The organism is Lysinibacillus cavernae (assembly GCF_009724685.1).
GTDB classification, from domain to species: Bacteria; Bacillota; Bacilli; order Bacillales_A; family Planococcaceae; genus Lysinibacillus; species Lysinibacillus cavernae.
In genome coordinates, this window is record NZ_WMEF01000003.1 from 306,871 (window position 1) to 330,189 (window position 23,319).

The window sequence follows — 23,319 nt, forward strand, 5'->3', positions numbered from 1 at the left end:
CTCAGTGAATCATACAATTGCGTGTTATGAACGTAGGGATTTTTAATGGGAAATTAAATTACCACTTACGTTTACGTGCAGCTTCTGATTTCTTTTTACGTTTAACGCTAGGTTTTTCGTAGAACTCGCGCTTTCTAACTTCTTGAATTGTACCACTTTTTGATACAGTACGTTTGAAGCGGCGAAGAGCATCTTCAAGCGATTCGTTTTTGCGAACGACAGTTTTTGACATCTCTCTTTCCCTCCCTCCGAACACACGTCAATACACAATTAGGCAAATTACCTTCTGTTGTGTACTAAAAAATTATATCGTATTGTCTAATAATGGTCAATAGAAAGTGTGCGAAATTATCAAGTGAATTTTTGGTTTTATTTTAATTGAATTATTTAAGCACAATTAGCTCACACTAAAACAATTACATTTTCCTATTAATTAAGGGGTTTACAAAAAATAGAATATGGGCGTAGAATAATCACATCCAATTTTATATCGGCCAAATCTCAAACGTTGAGAACGGAGGACCCAATTTTTGGGGTTAATTCTGCAATTGCAGAAAGGATGAGAATCTCTTTCGCCATCCTACCCGTCAGCTAACTTCGTCGGCTAAAGCGAAGGAGGTCATAAATAGACCACCATGTTAAGCATATTTTCTATGCCATTGTATGCTTGTAAAGTAGGTCTTTTTATTATGCCATTTATTATCTACATAGAGGAGAACAAAATGAACACAATTAGAAACACATTAAATCCTCCCAAAATTCTCGTACTTGGTTTTGCACTAATTATTGTAATCGGGACATTTCTTTTAACGATGCCTCTTGCCACGGAAGACGGGAAGGGACTATCGTTTTTAGATGCATTATTCACCGCTACGTCAGCAACTTGTGTGACAGGGTTAATTGTTGTCGATACAGGTGATACATTTACTGTTTTTGGAGAAGTAGTCATTTTATCATTAATCCAAATTGGCGGTTTAGGATTTATGACGTTTGCAACATTTTTATTTTTACTTCTTGGAAAGAAAATTTCTTTAAAAGAGAGATTGTTGTTAAAAGAAGCATTCAATAATATCTCCATTGCTGGTCTTGTGAAATTAGTGAAGAGAATATTGCTCTTTACAGCATTTATTGAAATAATCGGTGGTCTAATCTTGTCGATTCGTTTTTCCTTTGATATGCCTATGGGAAAAGCCATTTATTTTGGGTTTTTTCATGCCATTTCCAATTTCAACAATGCAGGCTTTGATTTAATGGGTGGCTTTAACGGAATGACAGCCTATGTAGATGACCCATTTGTTGTTTTCACAATTTGTGCTCTCATTACATTGGGTGGCCTAGGATTTATTGTGATGAATGAATTGTATGAATATCGAGTGACAAAACGGCTTTCCGTTCATACAAAAATTGTCTTAGCCACAACATTATTATTAACTGTTAGTGCCACGATTTTGATATTTATGTTTGAATATGGCAATCATAAAACACTCGGCCCATTATCAGAATGGGGTAAAGTGTTAGGTTCTCTTTACCAAGCTGTTACACCAAGAACAGCTGGTTCCAATACACTTGCTATTGGTGACTTAACACATTCCACATTATTTTTGATCATTCTCTTAATGTTTATTGGAGCTGGATCTGGTTCTACTGCTGGTGGTATTAAAATAACGACCTTCGCTGTATTAGTTGCTACAATGTGGTCACAAATCAGAGGGAAAGAAGATGTCGTTCTATTTAAACGTAGAATGGTCAATGAAACCATTTTAAAAGCGTTGACGGTTACAATGTGTGGGGGAATGATCGTTGTTGTCGTGACGATTCTTCTTAGCATTACGGAACAACATCATAGCTTCATGATGTATTTATTTGAGGCTACTTCTGCATTTGGGACTGTCGGTCTTTCGATGGGACTGACTCCAGAGCTATCATCTGCTGGTCGTCTTCTCATTATTTTAACAATGTTCGCAGGAAGAGTTGGGCCACTAACCATTGCTTTTGCCATAACAAAACGACGAAAAAAAGAGGCTTTCCGCCATCCAAAAGGAAATATAATGATTGGGTAACCAAATTAAAGGAGTGTGCTATACACCATGGCTATCAAACAATATGCTGTAATAGGTTTAGGAAGATTTGGAACAAGTGTCGCTCGCAGATTGCATGAAGCTGGACAGGAAATATTGGGAATTGACATTAATGAAGAGAGAGTGGAGGATGCAGAGCCCTATGTGACCCATGCAGTGGTAGCTGACACAACAGAAGAAAAAGCATTAACTTCATTAGGTATTGGTAATTTTGATTGTGTCATCGTGGCCATAGGTAACGATATGCAGTCTAGTATTTTAACTGTATCCTTATTAAAAGAGCTAGGTATTAAAAAAGTTATTGCTAAGGCACTAGGTAAAAGACATGGGCAAGTGTTAGATAAAGTAGGTGCTGATTGGATAATTTATCCTGAGCGAGATATGGGAGAGCGTGTGGCAAATCAGCTACTGTCCCCAAATATGCTGAATTATATCGAATTATCTAAGGAATATAGTATTGAAGAAATTATGATTCCTAGCAATATGGCTGGGCATAATCTTCGAGATTTAGATTTGCGTGCAAAATATAACGTCAGTGTGATTGCCATTGTACGTGAAGGTGAAATTATTATTTCTCCTTCTCCTGAGCAGAATATTGAAAAGGAAGATTTATTAGTGATGATTGGTCACCGAAAAGATCTTAATTTATTTTCAAATTTACAATAACAACAAAAAGGTATAAAAACTTCAGTCTATTATAAATCGATTACAGGGGTCGAATCCACTAATAGGCTTTCAATACTTATATTGTGTAAACGTAGCATCCTCCTTTCTGTATTCACATTTTTATTCTGATTCGACATAAAGAAGCCATCCGCTCATGCAAATCATTGCTTGAGCGGATGGCTTCTAAAGTTAAGTCAATATTTAATAATTAGAATCAGCAATTAAACCATTCATAATAGCAACGCCAGAGCTTGCTCCAATACGAGTGGCACCAGCTTCAACCATTTTTTTCATGTCCTCTAAGCTACGAACGCCACCTGAAGCTTTTACACCAAGCTCAGGACCTACTGTTTTACGCATAAGGGAAATATCTTCTGCTGTTGCCCCACCAGTAGAAAAACCAGTAGATGTTTTCACATAGTCAGCACCTGCTGCCACAGCCAACTCACATGCTTTCACTTTTTCTTCGTCTGTTAATAAGCATGCTTCAATAATGACTTTGACAAGTGCGCTACCTTTAGCTGCTTCCACTACTGCCGCAATATCTGCTTGTACAAGTTCATAGTTTTTATCTTTTAAGGCACCGATATTAATAACCATATCTACTTCTTGTGCACCGTTAGCAATCGCATCTTTTACTTCAAATGCTTTCAATGCTGGCGTGTTAGCACCAAGTGGGAAACCAATAACCGTACAAACTAAAACGTCTGAACCTTGTAATAACTCGCTACTGCGCTTCACCCATGTTGGATTTACACAAACAGAAGCAAAGTTAAATTGTTTTGCTTCAGCACATAGTTTTTCAATTTGTTCCTTTGTTGTTTCAGCCTTTAATAATGTATGATCAATCATACGCGCAAAATTTTGTTCCATTGTTAAACGCTCCTTCTCCAAGCAAGATGTACGTACCTCTTCGAATCATACCATTTTTTCACGTTGGCGTCTAATTTCTTTCTTCGATAAACATTTATGAAATGCTATGATAACGTTCTTAGAAACTCAGCTAAATTAAAATACGCTGTTAATGGCTTTTTTCGCCCATCTTTATGCCACTGGTGATAAAGATGAAAAACGGTATGGATGTCGCCATTATGACACCTTTCAACTAGATAGTAGATGCATTGTAAGCTACGCCAATAATCAAACATAACGGCAGTTAAACTCTTTTCTAAGTAACTCGCTGCACCAAAATCATCTAGTGAGTAGTTACCATATTGTTTTTTATACAGGTTGATCATCTCACGCTCTATCTCAAGCTCTTCATTGAATTGTTTGGGAGACAATAGTAACTTTTTAGATAAATATTCACACATACCTTCTTCAAACCAAATACTATCATTTCTTTCATCTCCAAACTCATCTATAAATAAATCTGAGTGATGGGTTAATTCATGCGCTAAAATACATGAAATGTGCTCAATATCAATTGACCTGTAATATTGTTCTACCCTTTTATTTTGTTTACCATCCAATTGTTTTAAATAAAATTGGCGCCATTCATTTACATTTGGACTCATGTAAATAACATCTTTGTTTGTGTAAGCAGGGATTGAAATACTTGAAAAAATATTGGTAGCTATTTCTTTTGATGTCCATATAATAGCTTTTGGAAGTTCCGTTAATCCATAGTTTTCTTCCAATATTTTCTTGTACTCCTTTAATCGTTCAGTAAGTTGATCAATAGCTGGTATGTTCTGTTCCATTTCCTCTCTAGTTTCATAGGCAAAAATTTGCTTCATACTCTGTCACCTTCTGACTTTTTTTGTCTCATTATTATAACATTGAAATTGGAACTATCATCCAACAAAAAAGGTTGCCTACAAAAGCAGGCAACCCTTTTTCATATTAATTAACTGTTTCTAAAACTCGTACAAATTGTCCTTGTGAATGTGGATAACCTGCTTGCGTTATTTTTACCTTTACAAGCTGTCCAATCAGACTTTCTGGACCTTCAAACACTATTTTTAAGTAATTATCTGTATAGCCCGTTAGAAGACCTTCCTCTTCACTGCCATCTTGGACAAATTCTTCAGGGATCACTTCTAATACTCGATCTTCAAAACGAGAGGCATATTCTTTTGCCAGTTGATCGTTTAAAGAGATAAGTCGATGTACGCGCTCGTTTTTAATGTCTTCATCAATTTGATCCTCCATACGTGCAGCTGGTGTGCCTGTGCGTGGAGAGAATGGGAAAACATGTAGCTCCGAGAATTTATGATCACGAATAAAGTTGTATGTTTCCATAAACTCTTCCTCTGTCTCACCTGGGAAGCCAACAATGACGTCAGATGTTACAGCTAAATCAGGTAATGCTTCATGTAATTTCGTTAAACGTTCACCGAAAAATTCCATTGTATATTTACGACGCATACGTTTTAACACCGTATCAGAACCAGATTGAATCGGAATGTGTAAATGGTTAACGACAATTTTCGATTCACGTAGTACTTCAATGACTTCATCCGTCAATTGACTTGCCTCAATGGACGAAATACGAAGACGTTTTAAGCCTTTTACATTAGCCTCTAAATCGCGTAGTAACTGGGCAAGATTATAATCTTTTAAGTCTTGTCCATAACCACCTGTATGAATACCTGTTAATACTATTTCAAGATAACCAGCGTCTACTAGTTGCTGTGCTTGATGTAATACTTCTTGTGGATCACGAGAACGCATTAAGCCTCGTGCCCATGGAATAATACAAAATGTACAGAAGTTGTTACAGCCTTCTTGTATTTTTAATGAAGCACGTGTACGGTCTGTAAATGCGGGTACATCTAATTCTTCATATACACGATTTTTCATTATATTACGTACAGCATTAATTGGTTGACGCTCTGTACGATATTCATCGATAAAACCAAGTAATTTTGTACGATCCTGCGTGCCTACAACAATATCAACTCCAGGAATCGCCATAATTTCCGCAGGGGATGTCTGTGCATAGCATCCCGTTACACAAATAACTGCATCAGGATTTTGACGAATTGCACGACGAATCACCTGACGTGATTTCTTATCTCCAGTATTGGTAACTGTACAAGTATTAATGACATAAACGTCTGCTTGATGATCAAATTCTGTACGATCATAGCCTTCTTCCTTGAACAGTTGCCAGATTGCTTCTGTTTCGTAATGATTTACTTTACAGCCAAGTGTGTGAAAAGCCACTTTTGACAAGGCTGAACACCTCTTTCATTCAAATTCATAGGATATGGCAGATAGCGCATAGAGTGGCGCTGTTTCTGCTCGTAAAATTCTTGGTCCTAATGACATCGTTTGAGCGCCTGCTTGTAGCAGAGCCTCTGACTCTTGACGAGAAATGCCCCCCTCTGGACCAAAGATAATAAGCATTGATTTCGACTTCTTATCATACACGTTTTTTAGCTTCTCCGCAAACCTTGTGCGTTTTTCTGCCTTTGCATCCTCTTCATCTGCAATAAAAACGGCATCGAAATGATCTATTTGTTGTAACAACTGTTTACATGTAACTGGCTCATAAATTTTAGGAATATGTGTGCGATGGGCTTGTTCGGCTGCCTCTTTGGCAATTTTTTGTAATCTCTCTTGCTTTTTCGCCCCTTTTTTCTTGTCCCATTTTACAATAGAACGCTCAGCTTCAAATGGCAGTAAGGCAAACATTCCAAGCTCTGTCGCTTTTTGTGTTATCAGCTCAAGCTTATCACCCTTGGGCAAGCCACAAGCTACCGTTACTTGAATAGGTAGCTCTGGTGAAGGGATGGTTTGTCCTGTTGCCTCAATCACTACCTCATCACCTTCAAATGCTTCAATTGTGCAAATATGAGCGGTGTTTTGTGCAACAACAACGATTTTGTCGCCCTGCTTCATGCGCATCACTCGCTCAATATGCCGTGCATCTTCTCCACTAATACGTGCATTTTCTATGGCTGTTTCAATAAAATAACGTTGCAAGTTACACAGTCCTTTCTTGTAGGAATAGAAAACGCCAAATCACAAGCACACGGCTCACGACTTGGCGCTTCCTCAGTCAAGTTATAGTGGACGACGGGCAATGATAGCTACCCAATCTTCCATTAATAATACTTCTTCAATCACAAAGCCTGAAGCTTCCAGTGCTGCTTTAACATCATCGCGTTTCGCCCCAATGATGCCTGAAGTGACATATAATCCACCTGGTTTCACAATTGTATACGCGTCGTCAGTGAAAGACATAATGATTTCTGCCAAAATATTAGCTACAACCACATCCGCTGGTTCTTTTACAGTATCCAATAAGTTGCCATGGAATACAGCTACTTTGTCTTCCACTTTATTTAATGCAACATTTTCTTGTGCTGAACGAACAGCTACCTCATCTAAATCGAGAGCATGCACATTTTTGGCACCGAGTAATGCTGCACCAATAGACAATACACCTGAGCCTGTGCCTATATCGACAACCGTATCTCCTTCTTTGATGACCTTTTCAAGTCCTTGTAAACACATTACAGTAGTTGGGTGTGTACCTGTACCGAATGCCATACCAGGATCTAATTCGATAATCAATTCATCTGTTGAGACGGGTGTATAGTCCTCCCATGTCGGAACAATCGTAAAGCGTTCGGAAATCTTGACAGGATGGTAGTATTGCTTCCAGGCAGTTGCCCAATCTTCCTCATTGACTTCAACAATGGATACGACATTTTCACCAATATCAATGTTAAAATTCGTTAGATTTGTAATGGCTGCTTTAATTTCTTCGACTGTTTCATTTAAAAAGCTAGACTCCGATAAATAAGCTTTAACAATAACGCCATCTTTCGGAAAATCATCTTCATTTAGTGCATAAATTTCACCATATTGATCTTCACGTGGCTTCGCAAATTCTGCGGAATCTTCAATGACAACACCACTTGCACCTGCTTCATGCAAAATATTCGAAATTGCTTCTACCGCTTCATTTTTTGTATGAATGGATAATTCTGACCACTTCACGTAGCTCTTCAGCTCCTCTAATTATTCACCTTGAAATTTTTTCTTAATTTTATCGAATAGTGAACTACCTTGTTCTTCAGGGATATCTCCACTAATTTCGGCAAACTCTCGTAATAATTGCTTTTGTCTTTCAGTTAATTTTTCTGGTGTCATGACTTTCACCGTTACATACTGATTACCCATACCATAACCATGAACATTTTTAACACCTTTATCCTTTAGACGGAATTGAGCACCTGACTGTGTCCCGGCTGGGATACGAAGCTTAACTTTACCGTGAACGGTTGGTACTTCAATTTCATCGCCAAGCGCCGCTTGTGGGAATGTTAGTCTCAGTTCATAGTAAATATCATCCCCATCACGTTCAAAATCATTGTGACCTTGAACACGGAACATAATATATAAATCCCCTGCAGGCCCACCGTTTATACCTGGTTCACCTTGACCAGATACACGAATTTGTTGTCCATCATCAACACCTGCTGGAATTGTCACTTTAATTTTCTTGCGTTTTTGAACTTTTCCTTCTCCACGACAAGTTGAACATTTTTCTTGGATGATCTTACCTGTACCATGACATGTCGAACATGCACGTCGGTTCATCATACGACCAAATGGTGTATCCACTGCCTGATTGATTTGTCCAGCACCTTTACATGTCGAACATGTTTCAGGTTGCGTACCTGGTTTCGCTCCTGAGCCATGACACGTATCACAAGTTTCATCTTTAGGAATTTCAATTTCTGTCTCTTTCCCAAAAATAGCTTCCTCAAATTTGATATTCATGCGATATTGCAGATCATCACCTTTGCGTGGCGCATTTGGATCTTGACGACGTCCACCACCGCCAAAAAATGAGCTGAAAATATCCTCGAAGCCGCCAAAGCCACCGCCTCCAAAACCACCACCAAAGCCTGCATTTGGATCTTCATGACCGAATTGGTCATAACGTGCTTTTTTCTGGTCGTCACTTAATACTTCATATGCTTCTGCGATTTCTTTGAATTTTTCATCTGAACCCGGCTCTTTATTAATGTCAGGGTGATATTGTTTTGATAATTTACGGTATGCTTTTTTAATCTCATCTTTCGTTGCCGATTTTGTTAAACCAAGCACCTCGTAATAATCGCGTTTCTCCATGATTCACACTCCGCTCTGTTTGCATAAAATCTATTGTAACATGCAGTTGATAAAACTGCTTCATTTTTTCGATTAATCATTTCATAAAATTGAGGTTTTCACTTCCTAGCAGCTAACGTATGCATCCATTCCACAAACGGTGCCTTTTTACGTGAAGTGACCTTACATCATGACAAAAGCCAAAGCCGCAAGCGGTCTTTGGCTTTTTCACTAAACTGTGTTAATTCTTATTTATCGTCTTTTACTTCTTCGAATTCAGCGTCTACAACACCATCATCTTTTTTATCAGCTCCAGCGTCTGCACCTGCATCGCCACCTTGAGCTGCTTGAGCAGCTGCTGCCGCTTGTTCATAAACTTTCATCACTAATGGTTGTAATACGCCTTCTAATTTTTCTTTTGCTGCTTTAATGCCTTCTAATTCACCTGCTTCAAGCGCTTTTTTCAATTCATCACGAGCATCTTCAACAGTTTTTTTCTCGTCTTCTGTAATTTGCTCACCTAAGTCAGCAATCGTTTTATCCACTTGGAATACTAATTGGTCTGCTTCGTTGCGAAGATCTGCTTCTTCTTTACGTTTAGCATCCGCTTCAGCATTAGACTCTGCGTCTTTTACCATACGTTCAATTTCTTCCTCTGATAAACCAGAATCAGATTGAATCACAATTGTTTGCTCTTTGTTTGTACCAAGGTCTTTCGCTTTTACAGATACGATACCGTTTTTATCAATATCGAATGTTACTTCGATTTGAGGTACACCACGTGGTGCTGGTGGAATATCTGCTAATTGGAAGCGACCTAATGTTTTATTGTCAGCTGCCATTGAACGCTCACCTTGTAGAACATGAATATCTACTGCTGGTTGGTTATCAGCTGCTGTAGAGAATACTTGTGATTTTGAAGTAGGAATTGTTGTGTTACGGTCAATTAATTTTGTGAACACGCCACCCATTGTTTCGATACCAAGTGAAAGTGGTGTTACGTCAAGTAATACAACGTCTTTTACATCACCTGTTAATACGCCACCTTGTACAGCAGCACCCATAGCTACTACTTCGTCAGGGTTTACACCACGGTGAGGCTCTTTACCAGTTTCTTTACGTACTGCTTCTTGTACTGCTGGAATACGTGTAGAACCACCAACTAAAATAACTTGGTCGATTTCAGACGTTGAAAGACCTGCATCAGATAATGCTTGACGTACTGGTCCAACTGTACGATTTACTAATGATAATGTAATTTCGTCGAATTTTGCACGAGTTAAAGAAATTTCTAAGTGTAAAGGACCTGCTTCACCAGCTGTAATGAATGGTAAAGAGATTTGTGTTGATGTTACACCAGATAAATCTTTTTTCGCTTTTTCAGCTGCATCTTTTAAACGTTGCATCGCCATTTTATCTTTTGATAAATCAATACCGTTTTCTTTTTTGAATTCAGCTACTAGATATTCGATAACTGCGTCATCGAAATCATCCCCACCTAGTTTGTTATCACCAGCTGTAGCTAATACTTCAAAGACACCGTCACCTAACTCAAGGATAGATACGTCAAACGTACCACCACCAAGGTCAAATACTAATACTTTTTGGTCTTGGTCTTGTTTGTCTAAACCATAAGCAAGTGCAGCAGCAGTTGGTTCGTTGATGATACGCTCTACTTCAAGGCCTGCGATTTTACCAGCATCTTTTGTCGCTTGGCGTTGAGCATCATTGAAGTATGCAGGAACTGTAATAACTGCTTTTGTTACTTTTTCCCCTAAGTAATCTTCTGCATAGCCTTTTAAGTATTGAAGAATCATAGCAGATACTTCTTGTGGCGTGTATTCTTTATCTTCCACAGTTACTTTCTCAGCTGTACCTATTTTTGATTTAATAGAGATGATTGTGTTAGGGTTTGTTACTGATTGACGTTTCGCCACTTCACCAACTTGACGTTCACCATTTTTAAATGCCACTACAGATGGTGTCGTACGGTTACCTTCTGGGTTTGGAATTACTTTTGGTTCTCCACCTTCAAGTACAGAAACGCAAGAGTTTGTTGTTCCTAAGTCAATACCAATAATTTTGCTCATTAAAATTTCCTCCTATTATTTCAACGCAAGGGATGCGTTTTCTAACTAATTTTTAATTGATTAAATAGTGCATGGACTATTCGTTCACAGATACCATTGTTGGGCGTAGTACACGATCCTTTAAGATATACCCTTTTTGTAGCTCGCGTAAGACAACACCATTTTCTTTTTCACTATCCTGTTCCTGCATTACAGCTTGGTGAATAGTTGGATCAAATGTCTCACCTTCTGCTTTAATCACTTGCAGTCCTTCTTTTTCTGTCGCTTCAATTAAAGAGCGGTACACCATTTCAATTCCTTTGATGATCGATGCAGTCTCTTCAGAAGTTGTCTCTACTTGTAGAGCACGCTCAAAATTATCAAGGACTGGCAATAAATCAGAAAGTAAGTTTTGCGCACGGTACTTTTCAGCAGCCTCACGGTCTAGCTGATGACGACGACGCATATTATCGAAGTCAGCACGTAAGCGAAGATGACGATTCTCCTCGTCAGCAAGTTTTGCTTGTAGGTCAGCAAGCTTCGCCTCGTATTGTTCTTCAATTGATAATTCAACTTTTTCTTGAACTTCTGATTGTGCTACTTCCTCTGTTGTCGTCTCAGCTTGTACATCTTCTTGTACTAGATCTTTGTTTTCAGTTGTTTCCGTCACTTGAATCCTCCTCATTATCACTCACTACGATTCTTCGTAAAGGCCTGTGTTAAATCCAAGCGCATTACGTCTAATAAAGCCACGACACGCTTATAATCCATGCGTGTTGGGCCAATAATAGCAATGGCTCCCTGTTGATCATCACCAATGGAATAGGTAGTGGTAATGACACTGCAATTTTCCATTTCTAACTGTTTATTTTCTGAACCTATCCGAATGTGAATACCTGCTTCGTTCGGATGGAAAAGGGACTGCACTTGGCTAGTCGTCTCCATTAAGTCCAAAATCATGCGGACTTTATTTAAATCATGGAATTCAGGTTGGTTGAACATATTCGTTTTCCCACCATAGAAAATTTTACTTTCTGAATTATGCATTGTTGCGGTCACGAGTGCGTGAATAAAATCATCCGCTGATCGAATATGTTGCTGTAACACTGCCAGCACTTCAGCTTCAAGGCTTTTATGAAGATCCTCTAATGACACACCAATTAAACGATCATTTAAGATATTGACCATTTTTTCTAAATCAGAAGCCGTAAAATCCGGCGGTAAGTTGAACATTCGATTTTCTACATGACCATTATTCGTCACGATAATCGCTACTGCTGTATCGCTAGAAAGTGGTACAATCGAAAAACGTTTAACACGATGTCTTTGGACATCAGGTCCTAAAAGTATGGAAGTATACGATGTCAGCTCCGATAAAATATTGGCTGACTTTCGGATAATATGCTCTACCTCTACTAAACGATCATTAAAAATTGATTGGATTTGCTGAATGTCCTTGGAATTAATGCCTTGCGGACTCAGCAAATGATCTACATAAAATCTGTAACCCTTTTCTGAAGGCACTCGACCAGAGGAAGTGTGCGTTTTTTCTAAAAAACCTAATTCCTCTAAATCCGCCATTTCATTTCGAATAGTGGCTGGACTAAATGTAATCCCTTGTTTTTTGGAGATTTGGCGAGAACCTACCGGCTGTGCAGACACAATAAAGTCGTCTACAATGACTTGCAATATCTGTAACTGCCGATTTGTTAGCATGATTATCACCTCTGTTAGCACTCGACTAAGAGGAGTGCTAATACTATTATTAAGTTATCAAATCCCACATTTTATGTCAACGATATCGCTCAATCTTCTAGCAAAAATTGTTGAAATACCTCATTGCCCACAAAACGTCCTTTTCTAGTCAGGCGAACACCAACCTCATCTTGTTCTAAAAGATCCTTTGAAACTAAATCTTTTAAAACCACTTCATAATGAGCAGACATTGGTGCTTTAAATTTTTCTTCATATATAGTGTGCATAACACCCTCTGTTTTTCGCAGACCTAAAAACATTTGTTCTTCTCTTTTTTCAGCTTGTGATACTTCATGTTCATGAACAATTGGTAGCTCATTAGCTAAAACGGTGTCCATATACTTTTTTAATGGGCCATGATTGGAATAACGTATACCAGCTAGATAACCATGAGCACCTGCACCAAACCCCGCATATTCATCATTATCCCAATAAATCTTGTTATGCTCTGAATGATAACCTGGTTTTGCAAAATTACTAATTTCGTATTGTTGAAGACCATGTATCGCCATCTGGCGCATCAGCACATCATACATATCTGCCTCTAGATCTTCCGTTGGTAAATGTAGGTTTCCTTTTGTGTACTGATTATAAAAAATCGTTTTTGGCTCCACTATAAGGGAGTATGCTGAAAAATGTGGCAAATCAAGAGCAAAAGCTTTTTCTAATGAATCCTCCCATTGTGCCATCGTTTGACCCGGTAAGCCATACATTAAATCAATGCTAATATTTTGAAAGCCAATTTTTTTAGCCAAAGCGATTGTTTCATAGACATGTTCGTTACTATGCGTACGACCAATTTTCTGTAGCAGCCCTTGGTCAAAAGATTGCACACCCATGCTAAGACGATTGACACCGCCATCAAACAACACTTGCAATTTTGCAGCAGACAATTCATCTGGATTAGCCTCTGATGTAAATTCTTTCTCACTATGCATTGGAATATACGTACGAATCAATGTAAGAAGTTTTTCTAATTGCAGTGCCGATAATGCTGTCGGTGTACCGCCACCAAGAAAAATTGTTTCAACTTGGCTAAAACTTGCTGGATATTTTTTTGTAGCAAGTTCCATCTCCTTGCCAAGTGCTTCTATATACTCATCCACTGGTTGATTTTTAAAGTAAAATTTATTGAAATCACAATAATTACAGATTTGATGACAGAAAGGAATATGAATGTAAACACCTCGTGCCATAGCAATCCCTTCTTTCTCGTTAAGTCTTTTCATTTCTACATTATAGCGAATCAATAGAAGGAACGCTATGAAACCCTATAATAGAATAAACATATGTTTTTGAACTCTTTCTATAAACAAAAATGAGTACGCTAGAAAAAAACTACTAGCATACTCGTTCACTTAGCCTTATATACTTAGAATCTCGAAGAACTAACCTATATAATGGCCTAAAAAAATCAAAACCATCAAATATTGGTTTTGATTTTCTCATGTATATCCAATAAAACCTACTGCAATACCAAGAAGTACAAGCAAATATGGCTGCATTTTCCAGCGCATTAAGCACCATAAAAATAGAGCGATGATGAAAATATCTAACCCACTTTGAATGGTTTCTGTCACAATAGGATGGATAAAGGCAGCAGCTAACATACCAACGACTGCAGCATTGGCTCCTGCCATTGCACCTTTGAGCTTAGAAATTCGACTAAGACTGAACCAAAATGGAAGAGCCCCTATCACTAGCAAAAATGCCGGTAGAAAAATCGCTAAAGTGGCAATAACTGCTCCCGGAATGCCAGCTATGACCATACCGATATAAGCTGCGAAGGTAAATAATGGCCCAGGAACTGCCTGTGTCATCCCATAGCCCGCTAAAAAATCTGATGTACTTATTTGGCCACTTTGAACAAACTGTGTCTCCAGTAAAGGTAAAACAACATGGCCGCCGCCAAATACTAAAGCACCCGCAAAATAAAATTTTTCAATCATGGTTAACCATTCATGATCCCATAAAACACTTATCATCGGTAAGCCGAGGAGCAATAACAAAAAAATTATTAATAAAACAATGCCGGTTGTTTTAGATATCGGTATATTGAACGTTATTGACATATTGCCCTCGTCGCTGTTTCTTATCCATTGAAACCCAATAAAAGCTGCCACGATAATTGCCATAATCTGTGCAAGCGGATGCACCCAAAACAACACAATAATTAGCGCCAACAAGGCAATAAACCAATAAATTTTTGAAGGAAGTAATTTTTTGCTCATATCAATAATAGCATTCGCAACGATTGCAACTGCCACTAACTTCAAACCATGAATCCAATCCATTTTTAGTTCTGTATATATCGAGAGATAGGCAAAAACCATGAGTATTACTACGGATGGTAATGTAAAACCAAGGAATGATACCACACTTCCTACTAGTCCACCTCTAAGTAAACCTATCCCCATCCCCACCTGACTTGATGCTGGTCCAGGTAAAAATTGGCTTAAGATAACAAGCTGACCATAGTCATGCGCAGACAGCCATTAACGTTTTTGTACATATTCTTGTTGAAAATAACCTAAATGAGCTGTTGGTCCCCCAAATGAGGTACAGCCTAGTTTTAAAGCAACGATAAAAATTTCCCACAGCGTTCGCAAACTCTCAACTACTTTCCATATCTTTTTTTCATCATACATGAAAAAGAGATTTTTTCAGATTAAGAGTTTGTAAAGTTTACCTCATCATTAATCTTTCTTCATTGTAATAGCAGCACCTAGTTTACGACCGTCACGATTAACAGGGATTAACTTATAATTTCTCTCTGTTAAATAAAGCGCGTCTACTCGACTTCCCCATTTTGTACCCTCTTTATTTAATGGATAAGGTGTTTCAAAGCTCCATAATTTTCCAGATTTTGACTGGATTTTAAAATGCAAAGCATCATTAACAATACGTTGTTCAGAATGAAAATAAATCGTTGTCGAGATGGGTGTTGACACAACTTTGTCTATCATTATTTCCTGCTGATCGACATGTTTCATTTTTTTATCTACAGTAAAGACTTCTCGGTCTTCTTGTAATTGCTCTTGGGAAGCCTCAAGTTGAAATTCCCATGGCTTGTCAATTGGTGTCTCCACGTTCCAATCCTTATAACGGATATCTAATGCTACATTTTTGTCTGTCGGGAAATCATCCATTTTTATGCTATTGTATATGGTATAAACATTGGCAGACTGTGCAATGGACTGACCTCCATTACGGACCATATAGTCTTTGCCATTGACAAGTATTTGCGGAAAGAAAAATACTTGATGATCTGGCGTAAACTCTTTCACAGGCTCGAAGGTTGCTTTTAGTAAAATTTGATTGTCATCAATAATCACTTCATTTAACGTTAAACGTCCTAAACTATTGTTAGCTGTTTTCCCTACCTCTGTTTTATAGGCTTCAAAATCCACATCCTTATCCCACCACAAATACAGCACCACTAATCCACTACCTACCATCAATAAAAGGAAGACAAAAATACCCCACTTGTTACGCCCTCGTTTTTCCTTATTCAAATCCACAACACGAAGCATATCACCGGACAACATGTACACCTCATTTTAAAAATAGTTATGTTTTATTGTAGTTAGTGACGATGCATTATATAACCTTGATTGAAAGTAAGGTTCATTATGTATAAAAGGAATCATTACATTCCTTTATTTTGATGACGAACTTTATTGGCTTCCTGCATTAAATAGTCTACAAAGACATCATCCCTTACTAGCCATGCTTGATAATTTCGTTTCAAAAACCACTCCGCATTATTAAAACTTTGAAAGATATGTTCCAATGGTGTGTTATTTTTTTCAATCAGCCAGTCAATTTCGTCGCTTGAATAAATAATAAACAATTCATCTTGCTGATTTTTATAGAAAGTTCCAAATGATGAGCCCTTTATGTTATAGCGATTTCTTTTCGCATCCTCAGGAATAGGTTCTATAGGGAATGTTTTTAACACAAACTGTTTGTATGCTTCCTCTGTTAAAGAGCAGCCAGCAGCCTTTTGATGCCCTCCTCCACCATATAACCCTGCAATGGATGACACATCGATATGGTCATGAATTGTCCGAAAGGAAATCTTTTTGCTTCCCATATTCATCATCGCAATATAATCAAGATGGACATTTTCCTTACCTAATTCATTGCCAAGCTCAGAATGATAGGATTCCGCATAGACGACGCCAGCATAGAAATCACCCAAATTTGTTTGCACTAACTCTCGTTTTTTTCGACGAATGTAACGCTCTATTTTTTCTTCTTCCATACTTAAAATTTTCTTTTCGAATTCATCAAAATCAAAATGATCATTTGTTTTTAATCGATCAAGCATTTTCTCTTCAAATTCTTCAATGGACACTAAAAAAAAGAGCGCATTTAATCGTTGTGCCTGAAAATTTCCGTTCTTTTCCCATTCCCATGTATCGTACTGTCTCACCAACTCTACAAATTGTGAAATGGCCTCTGTTTTTTCTATTAACCCATGTGTCACAAGGTACTGATAAAATAAAGATGTCGCTGACGTTAAAAAGCCTTGCTCATTTTCAATTAAAACCTTACCCCATTCATACTGGTTTAAATGAAGTGCTGTTTTATGATGGTCTAGCAATTGCACATTACCAGTTGCTTGATAATAATCATTAATTCTTTCTTCATTTACTTCATTTGGAGAAAGATCGGTAATAAACAAAAATGTTTTTTGTTGGTCATTCTCTAAAAAGAACTCTATTTCGCGGTCAAGTGCATTAATAGAATTGTAGCGTATCTTCACCTTATCGTTAAAAGCAAGCTTTGCTAAAATCCCACACCCTACTCCATCTAAATCGTTATGTGATAATAATTTATACATATCTTCACCTCAAACGTAGTATGGTTATTTTTTTGTTTTTCAAACAGATAAATAACATTAAAATAGTTGAGACGTAGACATTGCGTCGTTGATATTGTCTTCGAGATAATGTATCAAGATAATAAAGTCGTTTAGTTTTCGACTTAAGAAGTTAGAGCCTTCCTACATAAAATTGTAGAAAGGCTCTTTAAAGTTTTTTAAATTTCAATCTATTGAAACGTGGCTATTCCAAAATGGATAATAAAGTTGTTTATTTGGTAGGTAAATCTTTAAAGAATGCCCCAAATGTAGAATTATTCTATTTCAATCTCAATATTCTTCACAAAAACAGCAGTACCTGAAATAGAGATGTCTAGTTGCTCTTTTTCTTCTTTTACATGCACATATACTCGTCCATCTTTATTGATTTCATGTCCTTGCTCAACAATAAGTGTCGTAGGTAAACTAATATCTTTATTTACATACTTTTTATAATACGCTCCCATCACGCCTGAAGCTGTTCCTGTAATTGCATCTTCAATAGTTCCCGAATAAGGAGATGAAAAATGACGAGCATGCAGATCGTTTTCATGATCGCGCACTTCAAAACAGATTGGGTGTATAGAAGCTTTTGGCATCTCTAATAAAACCTTCGGAAATTCTTCGGTGTTTGGTGTCATTTTTGAAAAGCTTGATAACTCTTTAATTGGGATAATTAAGGTCCAAATACCTGTACTTCCATATACAACCGGATATTCTGAATGTAAATCTTCTTCTCGTAATCCAATGGAAGCTGCTAAATCAGACTTTGAACCACCAAATGATTGAAACTGTGGTTTCGCATGTTGCATAGTTATAAGTAATTGATTATTTTCTTCACGAATCTGTATCGGCAATACACCTGCATTTGTTTCAATTGTAAAAGCTGATTTTTCTAATGATCCATTCATTCTTAGAGCATAAATCGTTCCCATTGTCGCATGACCACATAAATTCATTTCATGTCCGGGTGTAAAGTAACGAATGCGAAAATCAGCAACATTCGAAGGAACAACAAAAGCTGTTTCATTAAATCCAACTGCTGCAGCAATAGTGCGCATTTGTATTTCTGTATAATCCTCGCCGTTCAATACGACACCAGCTGGATTCCCTTTCTCTGGAATGGAACTAAACGCATCAATGTGCTTTATACTTACCTTTGCCAAAATACGTACCCCCCTTTAATCGTAAAAATCATGCCTTGTTTTACCTATTAGAAAATCAATTCTTTTATTGAATGAAAATTATTACTATATATTGTATCGTAAATGAAAAGAGCCGACACTATTCATTTTGAAGTAGCGGCTTATTTTTTTAACAACTATATTATGATGAAACCTGATAACATACATTTTTAAAAAAACATCGTTATCTATAAAGAGAGGGGTCTGTCAATGAAAAAGAAATTAGCTTATATCGGAATTGGCGTCCTATTGTTTTTTGTCTTAGCATTTTCAGCTTATAAATTAATGAATGCTCGCAACTATCAATTATTTGGTAACATTACCTCTCATGTTGAAACACACGAAAAGGTTGTTGCCCTAACATTCGATGATGGACCAACTGAAAATACTGACGCTCTTCTATCGTTACTAGACGACTACCAAGTAAAAGCAACATTTTTTCTAATTGGTAAGGACATTGAGGAAAATCCTGAGGAGGCTAAAAAGATTGCGGAAGCAGGACATCAAATTGGCAATCATACGTATTCGCACAAGCGTATGGTATTGAAAAGCACATCCTTTATCAAAAAAGAAATAGAAAAAACTGATGCGCTTATTGCACGTATTGGCTATCAAGAAACCCCAATGGTTAGACCACCATATGGTAAAAAATTAATTGGTTTTCCTTATTACTTAAATAAACATCAACGTAAGACCATTACATGGAACTTAGAGCCAGATACGTATTTTACAAAAGTAGATGAAAAAATCAATTACGTAAAAGAAAATATTCAACCAGGTTCCATCATTTTAATGCATCCTATGTACGATCAAACTGACAATGAATTACAGGCCATAGCAGGTATTTTACAGACTCTTACTGACGAAGGCTATGCAATGGTTACGGTGGATGAACTTCTAAAATTTCAAAAGTAACCTTGACATGTCGTCAAGAATCTGCACCTTCCTTCGTGCAGATTCTCTTACATATCACGATAGTTATAAAGTAATAATTATTCACGCTATTCATATAACATTATCATTATGATTAGTATAACTTTAAAATCCCCTTCCAATCGTCATTTCTCCGTATTATACACATTAAAAATAGACTATTCTTCCTATTTTAAACAAAAATACAACATAGTTAAATTTCGCCAACCGAAGTTAGATTCTTCAGAAATGTTAATAAATATTTTTTCAGTAAAATATAATCACCATCTCTGCTAAAATATGCTATTATACTTTTAGTATAAGGACCTATTTTCATTTAACTGAAAATAGAGGAAATATGAACTAAAGAAGGATGATGATGATGCAAAATATCCAACAATTATTCCAGAGTGAAGATGGAAATATTCAACAAAGAGAGAATTTTTTATCCCTATTAGAGAAAATTGTTTCCTCACTAGATGAGTTAAAGGATCCTAACAAAACAACACTTGGTCCAATGAAAGAACGTTCTGCTAATTTTTATCAAGAGCTTATGCAAGAGCATCAAGTGCCATCTACAGGAGTTGGGCTCGATCAAGTGGTCGAAGAATTAACACAATTGATGCAAGGACATCCTTATCATACACATAACTTTGTTACCAATGTTTTACCGATGGCAAGTATTCCTGGTGTATTAGGTCAGTTTACAAATGCTCTACTGAATGGCAATAATTTATGGGATGTATATGGCCCTGCTGCTGCTGAGTGTGAAGTAAAAGTAGTAGCGATGATGTCTAAATTAGTAGGCTATGATTATACAAAAAGCTTTGGCTATACAACATGGGGTGGGCAAGGTGCTGTTTTCAGCGGACTACGTCTTGCCATTGCAAAGCAATTCCCACATGCAAAGGAAGATGGTGTTCCTAATAATTTATATTGCTTTGCTTCAGAAAACGCCCATTACAGCCTTTTAAAATCTGTAGAAGCAGTGGGTATCGGTAGTAAACATTTAGTACGTGTAAAAGCTGGGAAAGATCATTCAATGGATGTGGAAGACTTACGTATTCGTATGACGGAAGTTATTGAAAACGGCGGTATTCCAGTGTACGTAGTAGCAACAACAGGTGCTACTGATCAATTTGGTATTGATGATGTTCAAGCCATCAAGGAAATCACAACAACTCTTGAGAAAAAGTATGACTTACAGCCAGTACATATCCATGCTGATTCGGCTTTAGGCGGTTTTTATGCTTTCTTTAATGATTATGATTTCAAGAAAAATCCACTTCAATTTGAAGACAATGTCTTACAAGGTTTAGTACAAATCCATGAACGTATGCAGCATCTAGCACTTGCAGATAGCATGTGCTTTGATTTCCAAAAACTCGGTCAAACACCTTATTTAACAAGCTTATTCTTAATTAAAGACGGTAAAAGTTTACAGTTGTTAGATATCGAGGACTTTGATACACCTTATGTTGGCAATCGTGGGTATGGCTCTTATCACACGGGCTATACACTAGAGTGCTCTCGTATGGGTAGCTCTATTGCTATTTTTGCAGCATTACAAGCGTTTGGTAAGGAAGGCTATCAGCAAATACTAGCCAATTATGTACGTGTTAATTTAGCATTCCGTGCACAATTAGCTGAGAAAACGCCAATGCTACAAGTGGTTAATGAAGCAAATATTGGTCCTGTTACAGCATTCCGTTTGTATCCTGATGGCTTAAATTGGCAAGCTGAACAAGCTGGTCGCTATACGCAAGATCAAATTGAACATATTAATGGACTCAATGCTTCATTCTTTGAAATTATTGGAGAAGGTCGAGACGAAGTATTCTTTGGTGACACAACGCGTGTCTGCACGGTAAGCACGAGCGATACAACACAACATGTACCGGTTGCAGCAGCAAAATTCTTCTCTATTTCACCTTATACGGAGACAGACCATATCCTTGATATGATTCATTTCCTACAGCACAAGCTTAAAGTACTGGAGGCGTCACACATTGCGTATCGTCACTAAGTTTAAAAGTTCTTTACTCTATAAATTAATTGCTAGCTTTACTATTCCAATAGTCATTATTTCATTGCTATTTAGTATTGTTTTATTCGCGGTTTCTTATCGCATTATTGACAATTTTGTTATTAAACAATTCGAATCTACTTTAGAAATTACTTCGACTACTATTTTCGAAGATATTGAGAAAAATGATGTAAAAGCAGCGGATAACGGCAGTCCTGACAAATATAAAAAATTATTAGATCAATTGAATGCAACGGTTAAAAAGTTTGATGTAGAAAATGCCTATGTGCTTTCAACAGCCAATGGTAAGGAGCATATCGTGGCGTTAAGTAATACCGACAATCATCAGCAAGACTACGAGTTTAGCGATGAAATGCGAAAAGCCGTCGACACAGAGACCATTCAAACAAGTGATATATACAAAGATGAATATGGTATCCATAAATCCATTTTCATCCCATTTAAAGATACTGATATTATTTTCGGTTTAGATATGGATGCATCCTTCATCTCTAAGCTACAAACGGAAACACTATGGATTTGCATTATTCTAACAGTTGTTTTTGTGATTCTTGGTACTATCGTTGCCTACTTTATTAGTGTGGGCATTACGAAACCAATAAAAAAAATGACTCACTATGTTGGTCAGGTAGCGCAGGGTGATTTAGCAGTAGAACCGCTACAAATAAAAGGTTCCAATGAAATTGCCCAGCTGTCATCAGGTATTGAAAATATGACAGAAGATTTACGTTCATTGATTCAACAAATAGCTCAAAACGCTGAGCAAGTGGCTGCGATGTCAGAGGAACTTACTGCAAGCTCCGAGCAGACAAGTGCGTCCATTCAGCAAATTACATCTTCTATGCAAGAGGTTGCAGCAGGCTCAGAAAAACAAACCTCTTCGATTGAAGAAGTGGAAAGTCATATTACAACCATCTCTAGCAAAATGACAGAGGTTGTAACAAGCGTAACCGATGTGACAGGTAAAGCATTCCAGGCATCTGCGATTTCAGAAAAAGGCAATACAACGATTCAAGATGCCACAGAAAAAATGGCCGTAACATCTAAAGCTATTCAAGAGTCTGCAACTGTCGTGGAGCGTTTAAGCACATACACAAATGAAATCGGGGATATTGTAACATTGATTACCCAGATTACGGATCAAACCAACTTACTTGCTTTAAATGCTTCTATTGAGGCAGCTCGCGCAGGCGAACATGGTAAGGGCTTTGCAGTTGTTGCTGAAGAAGTACGTAAACTGGCAGATCAGTCTTTAGATGCAACAAACAGTATTCGTACTCGCATTGAAACCATTAAAGAGGAGTCGGCACAAGCCGTAAAATCAATGGCTATCAGTAGTAGTAACCTTGCCGAAAGTTCAACAACGTTTAATGCTTCAGGAGAGGCATTTGCTGACATCTATAGTCATGTCACTGCACTTACGAAGGAAATGGACCATGTTCATAATATTATGTCCAATATCAATGAGGGTGTTAGCAGTATAGCTATCTCTGTTGAACAAGTTGGCGTTGTAGCAGTTCAAGCTTCTGGCAACATTCAAAACGTAGCTGCTGCCTCTGAGGAACAATCTGCAAGTATCGAAGAAATCACCGCTTCCTCGAATAACTTAGCTGAAATGGCACAGCAACTTCGTAATATCACTCAAAAATTCAAGCTATAAATTGAA

The 23,319-nt window shown here is 37.4% G+C and carries 19 protein-coding genes, 1 pseudogene and 1 riboswitch; of the genes and pseudogenes, 5 read left to right on the plus strand and 15 right to left on the minus strand.

Features of this window, described 5'->3' with window-relative positions:
• Positions 1-58: 58 nt before the first annotated feature.
• A complete protein-coding gene (rpsU, locus tag GJU32_RS09190) occupies positions 59-232 on the minus strand; it encodes a 30S ribosomal protein S21 (protein WP_004227078.1) in 174 nt (57 codons plus the stop codon).
• 250 nt (positions 233-482) lie between these two features.
• Positions 483-621, plus strand: a riboswitch (cyclic di-AMP (ydaO/yuaA leader).
• A gap of 101 nt (positions 622-722) precedes the next feature.
• On the opposite strand from rpsU, the gene GJU32_RS09195 reads away from it, so the two are divergent.
• Together GJU32_RS09195 and GJU32_RS09200 are read left to right on the plus strand one after the other, a co-directional pair.
• Complete coding sequence (locus GJU32_RS09195; RefSeq protein ID WP_155591650.1) at positions 723-2,060, plus strand: TrkH family potassium uptake protein; 1,338 nt, start codon at positions 723-725, stop codon at positions 2,058-2,060.
• Positions 2,061-2,087: 27 nt separating this feature from the next.
• Positions 2,088-2,744: a potassium channel family protein gene (locus tag GJU32_RS09200; RefSeq protein WP_155591651.1), complete on the plus strand. Its 657-nt coding sequence runs from the start codon at positions 2,088-2,090 to the stop codon at positions 2,742-2,744.
• A gap of 201 nt (positions 2,745-2,945) precedes the next feature.
• Here GJU32_RS09200 and deoC read toward each other — a convergent pair whose 3' ends face one another.
• The 14 genes and pseudogenes from deoC to GJU32_RS09270 form a co-directional block, all read right to left on the minus strand.
• Positions 2,946-3,617 (minus strand): deoxyribose-phosphate aldolase, encoded by a 672-nt coding sequence (gene deoC, locus GJU32_RS09205; protein ID WP_155591652.1) that lies wholly within the window; start codon positions 3,615-3,617, stop codon positions 2,946-2,948.
• Between the two features lie 104 nt (positions 3,618-3,721).
• Positions 3,722-4,483, minus strand: a complete 762-nt coding sequence (locus GJU32_RS09210; protein WP_155591653.1) for a hypothetical protein — start codon at positions 4,481-4,483, stop codon at positions 3,722-3,724.
• Positions 4,484-4,589: 106 nt separating this feature from the next.
• Entirely contained in the window at positions 4,590-5,924 is a 1,335-nt protein-coding gene (gene mtaB, locus GJU32_RS09215) for a tRNA (N(6)-L-threonylcarbamoyladenosine(37)-C(2))-methylthiotransferase MtaB (RefSeq protein WP_155591654.1), read from the minus strand.
• A gap of 15 nt (positions 5,925-5,939) precedes the next feature.
• On the minus strand, positions 5,940-6,677 hold the full coding sequence (locus GJU32_RS09220) for a 16S rRNA (uracil(1498)-N(3))-methyltransferase (RefSeq protein WP_155591655.1): 738 nt from the start codon (positions 6,675-6,677) through the stop codon (positions 5,940-5,942).
• Between the two features lie 81 nt (positions 6,678-6,758).
• Positions 6,759-7,700, minus strand: coding sequence for a 50S ribosomal protein L11 methyltransferase (prmA, locus tag GJU32_RS09225; RefSeq protein ID WP_155591656.1), 942 nt, complete (start codon positions 7,698-7,700; stop codon positions 6,759-6,761).
• A gap of 21 nt (positions 7,701-7,721) precedes the next feature.
• The gene (dnaJ, locus tag GJU32_RS09230; RefSeq protein ID WP_155591657.1) at positions 7,722-8,840 is read right to left on the minus strand and encodes a molecular chaperone DnaJ; all 1,119 of its coding nucleotides are present in this window, start codon (positions 8,838-8,840) and stop codon (positions 7,722-7,724) included.
• A gap of 227 nt (positions 8,841-9,067) precedes the next feature.
• Positions 9,068-10,909 (minus strand): molecular chaperone DnaK, encoded by a 1,842-nt coding sequence (gene dnaK / locus GJU32_RS09235; RefSeq protein WP_155591658.1) that lies wholly within the window; start codon positions 10,907-10,909, stop codon positions 9,068-9,070.
• A 76-nt stretch (positions 10,910-10,985) separates the two neighbouring features.
• The gene (grpE, locus tag GJU32_RS09240; protein ID WP_155591659.1) at positions 10,986-11,558 is read right to left on the minus strand and encodes a nucleotide exchange factor GrpE; all 573 of its coding nucleotides are present in this window, start codon (positions 11,556-11,558) and stop codon (positions 10,986-10,988) included.
• Positions 11,559-11,575: 17 nt separating this feature from the next.
• Positions 11,576-12,604, minus strand: a complete 1,029-nt coding sequence (gene hrcA, locus GJU32_RS09245; RefSeq protein ID WP_155591660.1) for a heat-inducible transcriptional repressor HrcA — start codon at positions 12,602-12,604, stop codon at positions 11,576-11,578.
• A gap of 89 nt (positions 12,605-12,693) precedes the next feature.
• Complete coding sequence (hemW, locus tag GJU32_RS09250) at positions 12,694-13,839, minus strand: radical SAM family heme chaperone HemW (protein WP_155591661.1); 1,146 nt, start codon at positions 13,837-13,839, stop codon at positions 12,694-12,696.
• Between the two features lie 249 nt (positions 13,840-14,088).
• Positions 14,089-15,291, minus strand: a pseudogene (gene chrA / locus GJU32_RS09255) (chromate efflux transporter).
• 48 nt (positions 15,292-15,339) lie between these two features.
• The gene (locus GJU32_RS09260) at positions 15,340-16,191 is read right to left on the minus strand and encodes a DUF4179 domain-containing protein (protein WP_230874994.1); all 852 of its coding nucleotides are present in this window, start codon (positions 16,189-16,191) and stop codon (positions 15,340-15,342) included.
• 101 nt (positions 16,192-16,292) lie between these two features.
• Positions 16,293-17,492: a DHH family phosphoesterase gene (locus GJU32_RS09265; protein ID WP_155591662.1), complete on the minus strand. Its 1,200-nt coding sequence runs from the start codon at positions 17,490-17,492 to the stop codon at positions 16,293-16,295.
• Positions 17,493-17,785: 293 nt separating this feature from the next.
• Entirely contained in the window at positions 17,786-18,676 is an 891-nt protein-coding gene (locus tag GJU32_RS09270; RefSeq protein ID WP_155591663.1) for a PhzF family phenazine biosynthesis isomerase, read from the minus strand.
• Between the two features lie 228 nt (positions 18,677-18,904).
• Here GJU32_RS09270 and GJU32_RS09275 point away from each other — a divergent pair, with 228 nt between their 5' ends.
• The 3 genes from GJU32_RS09275 to GJU32_RS09285 all read left to right on the plus strand — a co-directional run bounded on the left by GJU32_RS09275 (position 18,905) and on the right by GJU32_RS09285 (position 23,313).
• Complete coding sequence (locus GJU32_RS09275) at positions 18,905-19,609, plus strand: polysaccharide deacetylase family protein (RefSeq protein WP_155591664.1); 705 nt, start codon at positions 18,905-18,907, stop codon at positions 19,607-19,609.
• Positions 19,610-19,988: 379 nt separating this feature from the next.
• Complete coding sequence (locus tag GJU32_RS09280; protein WP_155591926.1) at positions 19,989-21,632, plus strand: pyridoxal phosphate-dependent decarboxylase family protein; 1,644 nt, start codon at positions 19,989-19,991, stop codon at positions 21,630-21,632.
• Positions 21,616-23,313, plus strand: a complete 1,698-nt coding sequence (locus GJU32_RS09285) for a methyl-accepting chemotaxis protein (RefSeq protein ID WP_155591665.1) — start codon at positions 21,616-21,618, stop codon at positions 23,311-23,313. The genes GJU32_RS09280 and GJU32_RS09285 overlap by 17 nt, the downstream gene beginning before the upstream one ends.
• Positions 23,314-23,319 lie beyond the last annotated feature (6 nt).

Coding starts and splice junctions, on each gene's coding strand:
- hrcA (WP_155591660.1), bottom strand. CDS start 12,604: ATGCTAACAAATCGGCAGTTACAGATATTGCAAGTCATTGTAGACGAC.
- GJU32_RS09265 (WP_155591662.1), bottom strand. CDS start 17,492: ATGTATAAATTATTATCACATAACGATTTAGATGGAGTAGGGTGTGGG.
- GJU32_RS09275 (WP_155591664.1), top strand. CDS start 18,905: ATGAAAAAGAAATTAGCTTATATCGGAATTGGCGTCCTATTGTTTTTT.
- GJU32_RS09280 (WP_155591926.1), top strand. CDS start 19,989: ATGCAAAATATCCAACAATTATTCCAGAGTGAAGATGGAAATATTCAA.
- GJU32_RS09195 (WP_155591650.1), top strand. CDS start 723: ATGAACACAATTAGAAACACATTAAATCCTCCCAAAATTCTCGTACTT.
- GJU32_RS09200 (WP_155591651.1), top strand. CDS start 2,088: ATGGCTATCAAACAATATGCTGTAATAGGTTTAGGAAGATTTGGAACA.
- GJU32_RS09260 (WP_230874994.1), bottom strand. CDS start 16,191: ATGTTGTCCGGTGATATGCTTCGTGTTGTGGATTTGAATAAGGAAAAA.
- deoC (WP_155591652.1), bottom strand. CDS start 3,617: ATGGAACAAAATTTTGCGCGTATGATTGATCATACATTATTAAAGGCT.
- dnaJ (WP_155591657.1), bottom strand. CDS start 8,840: ATGGAGAAACGCGATTATTACGAGGTGCTTGGTTTAACAAAATCGGCA.
- hemW (WP_155591661.1), bottom strand. CDS start 13,839: ATGGCACGAGGTGTTTACATTCATATTCCTTTCTGTCATCAAATCTGT.
- GJU32_RS09210 (WP_155591653.1), bottom strand. CDS start 4,483: ATGAAGCAAATTTTTGCCTATGAAACTAGAGAGGAAATGGAACAGAAC.
- rpsU (WP_004227078.1), bottom strand. CDS start 232: ATGTCAAAAACTGTCGTTCGCAAAAACGAATCGCTTGAAGATGCTCTT.
- dnaK (WP_155591658.1), bottom strand. CDS start 10,909: ATGAGCAAAATTATTGGTATTGACTTAGGAACAACAAACTCTTGCGTT.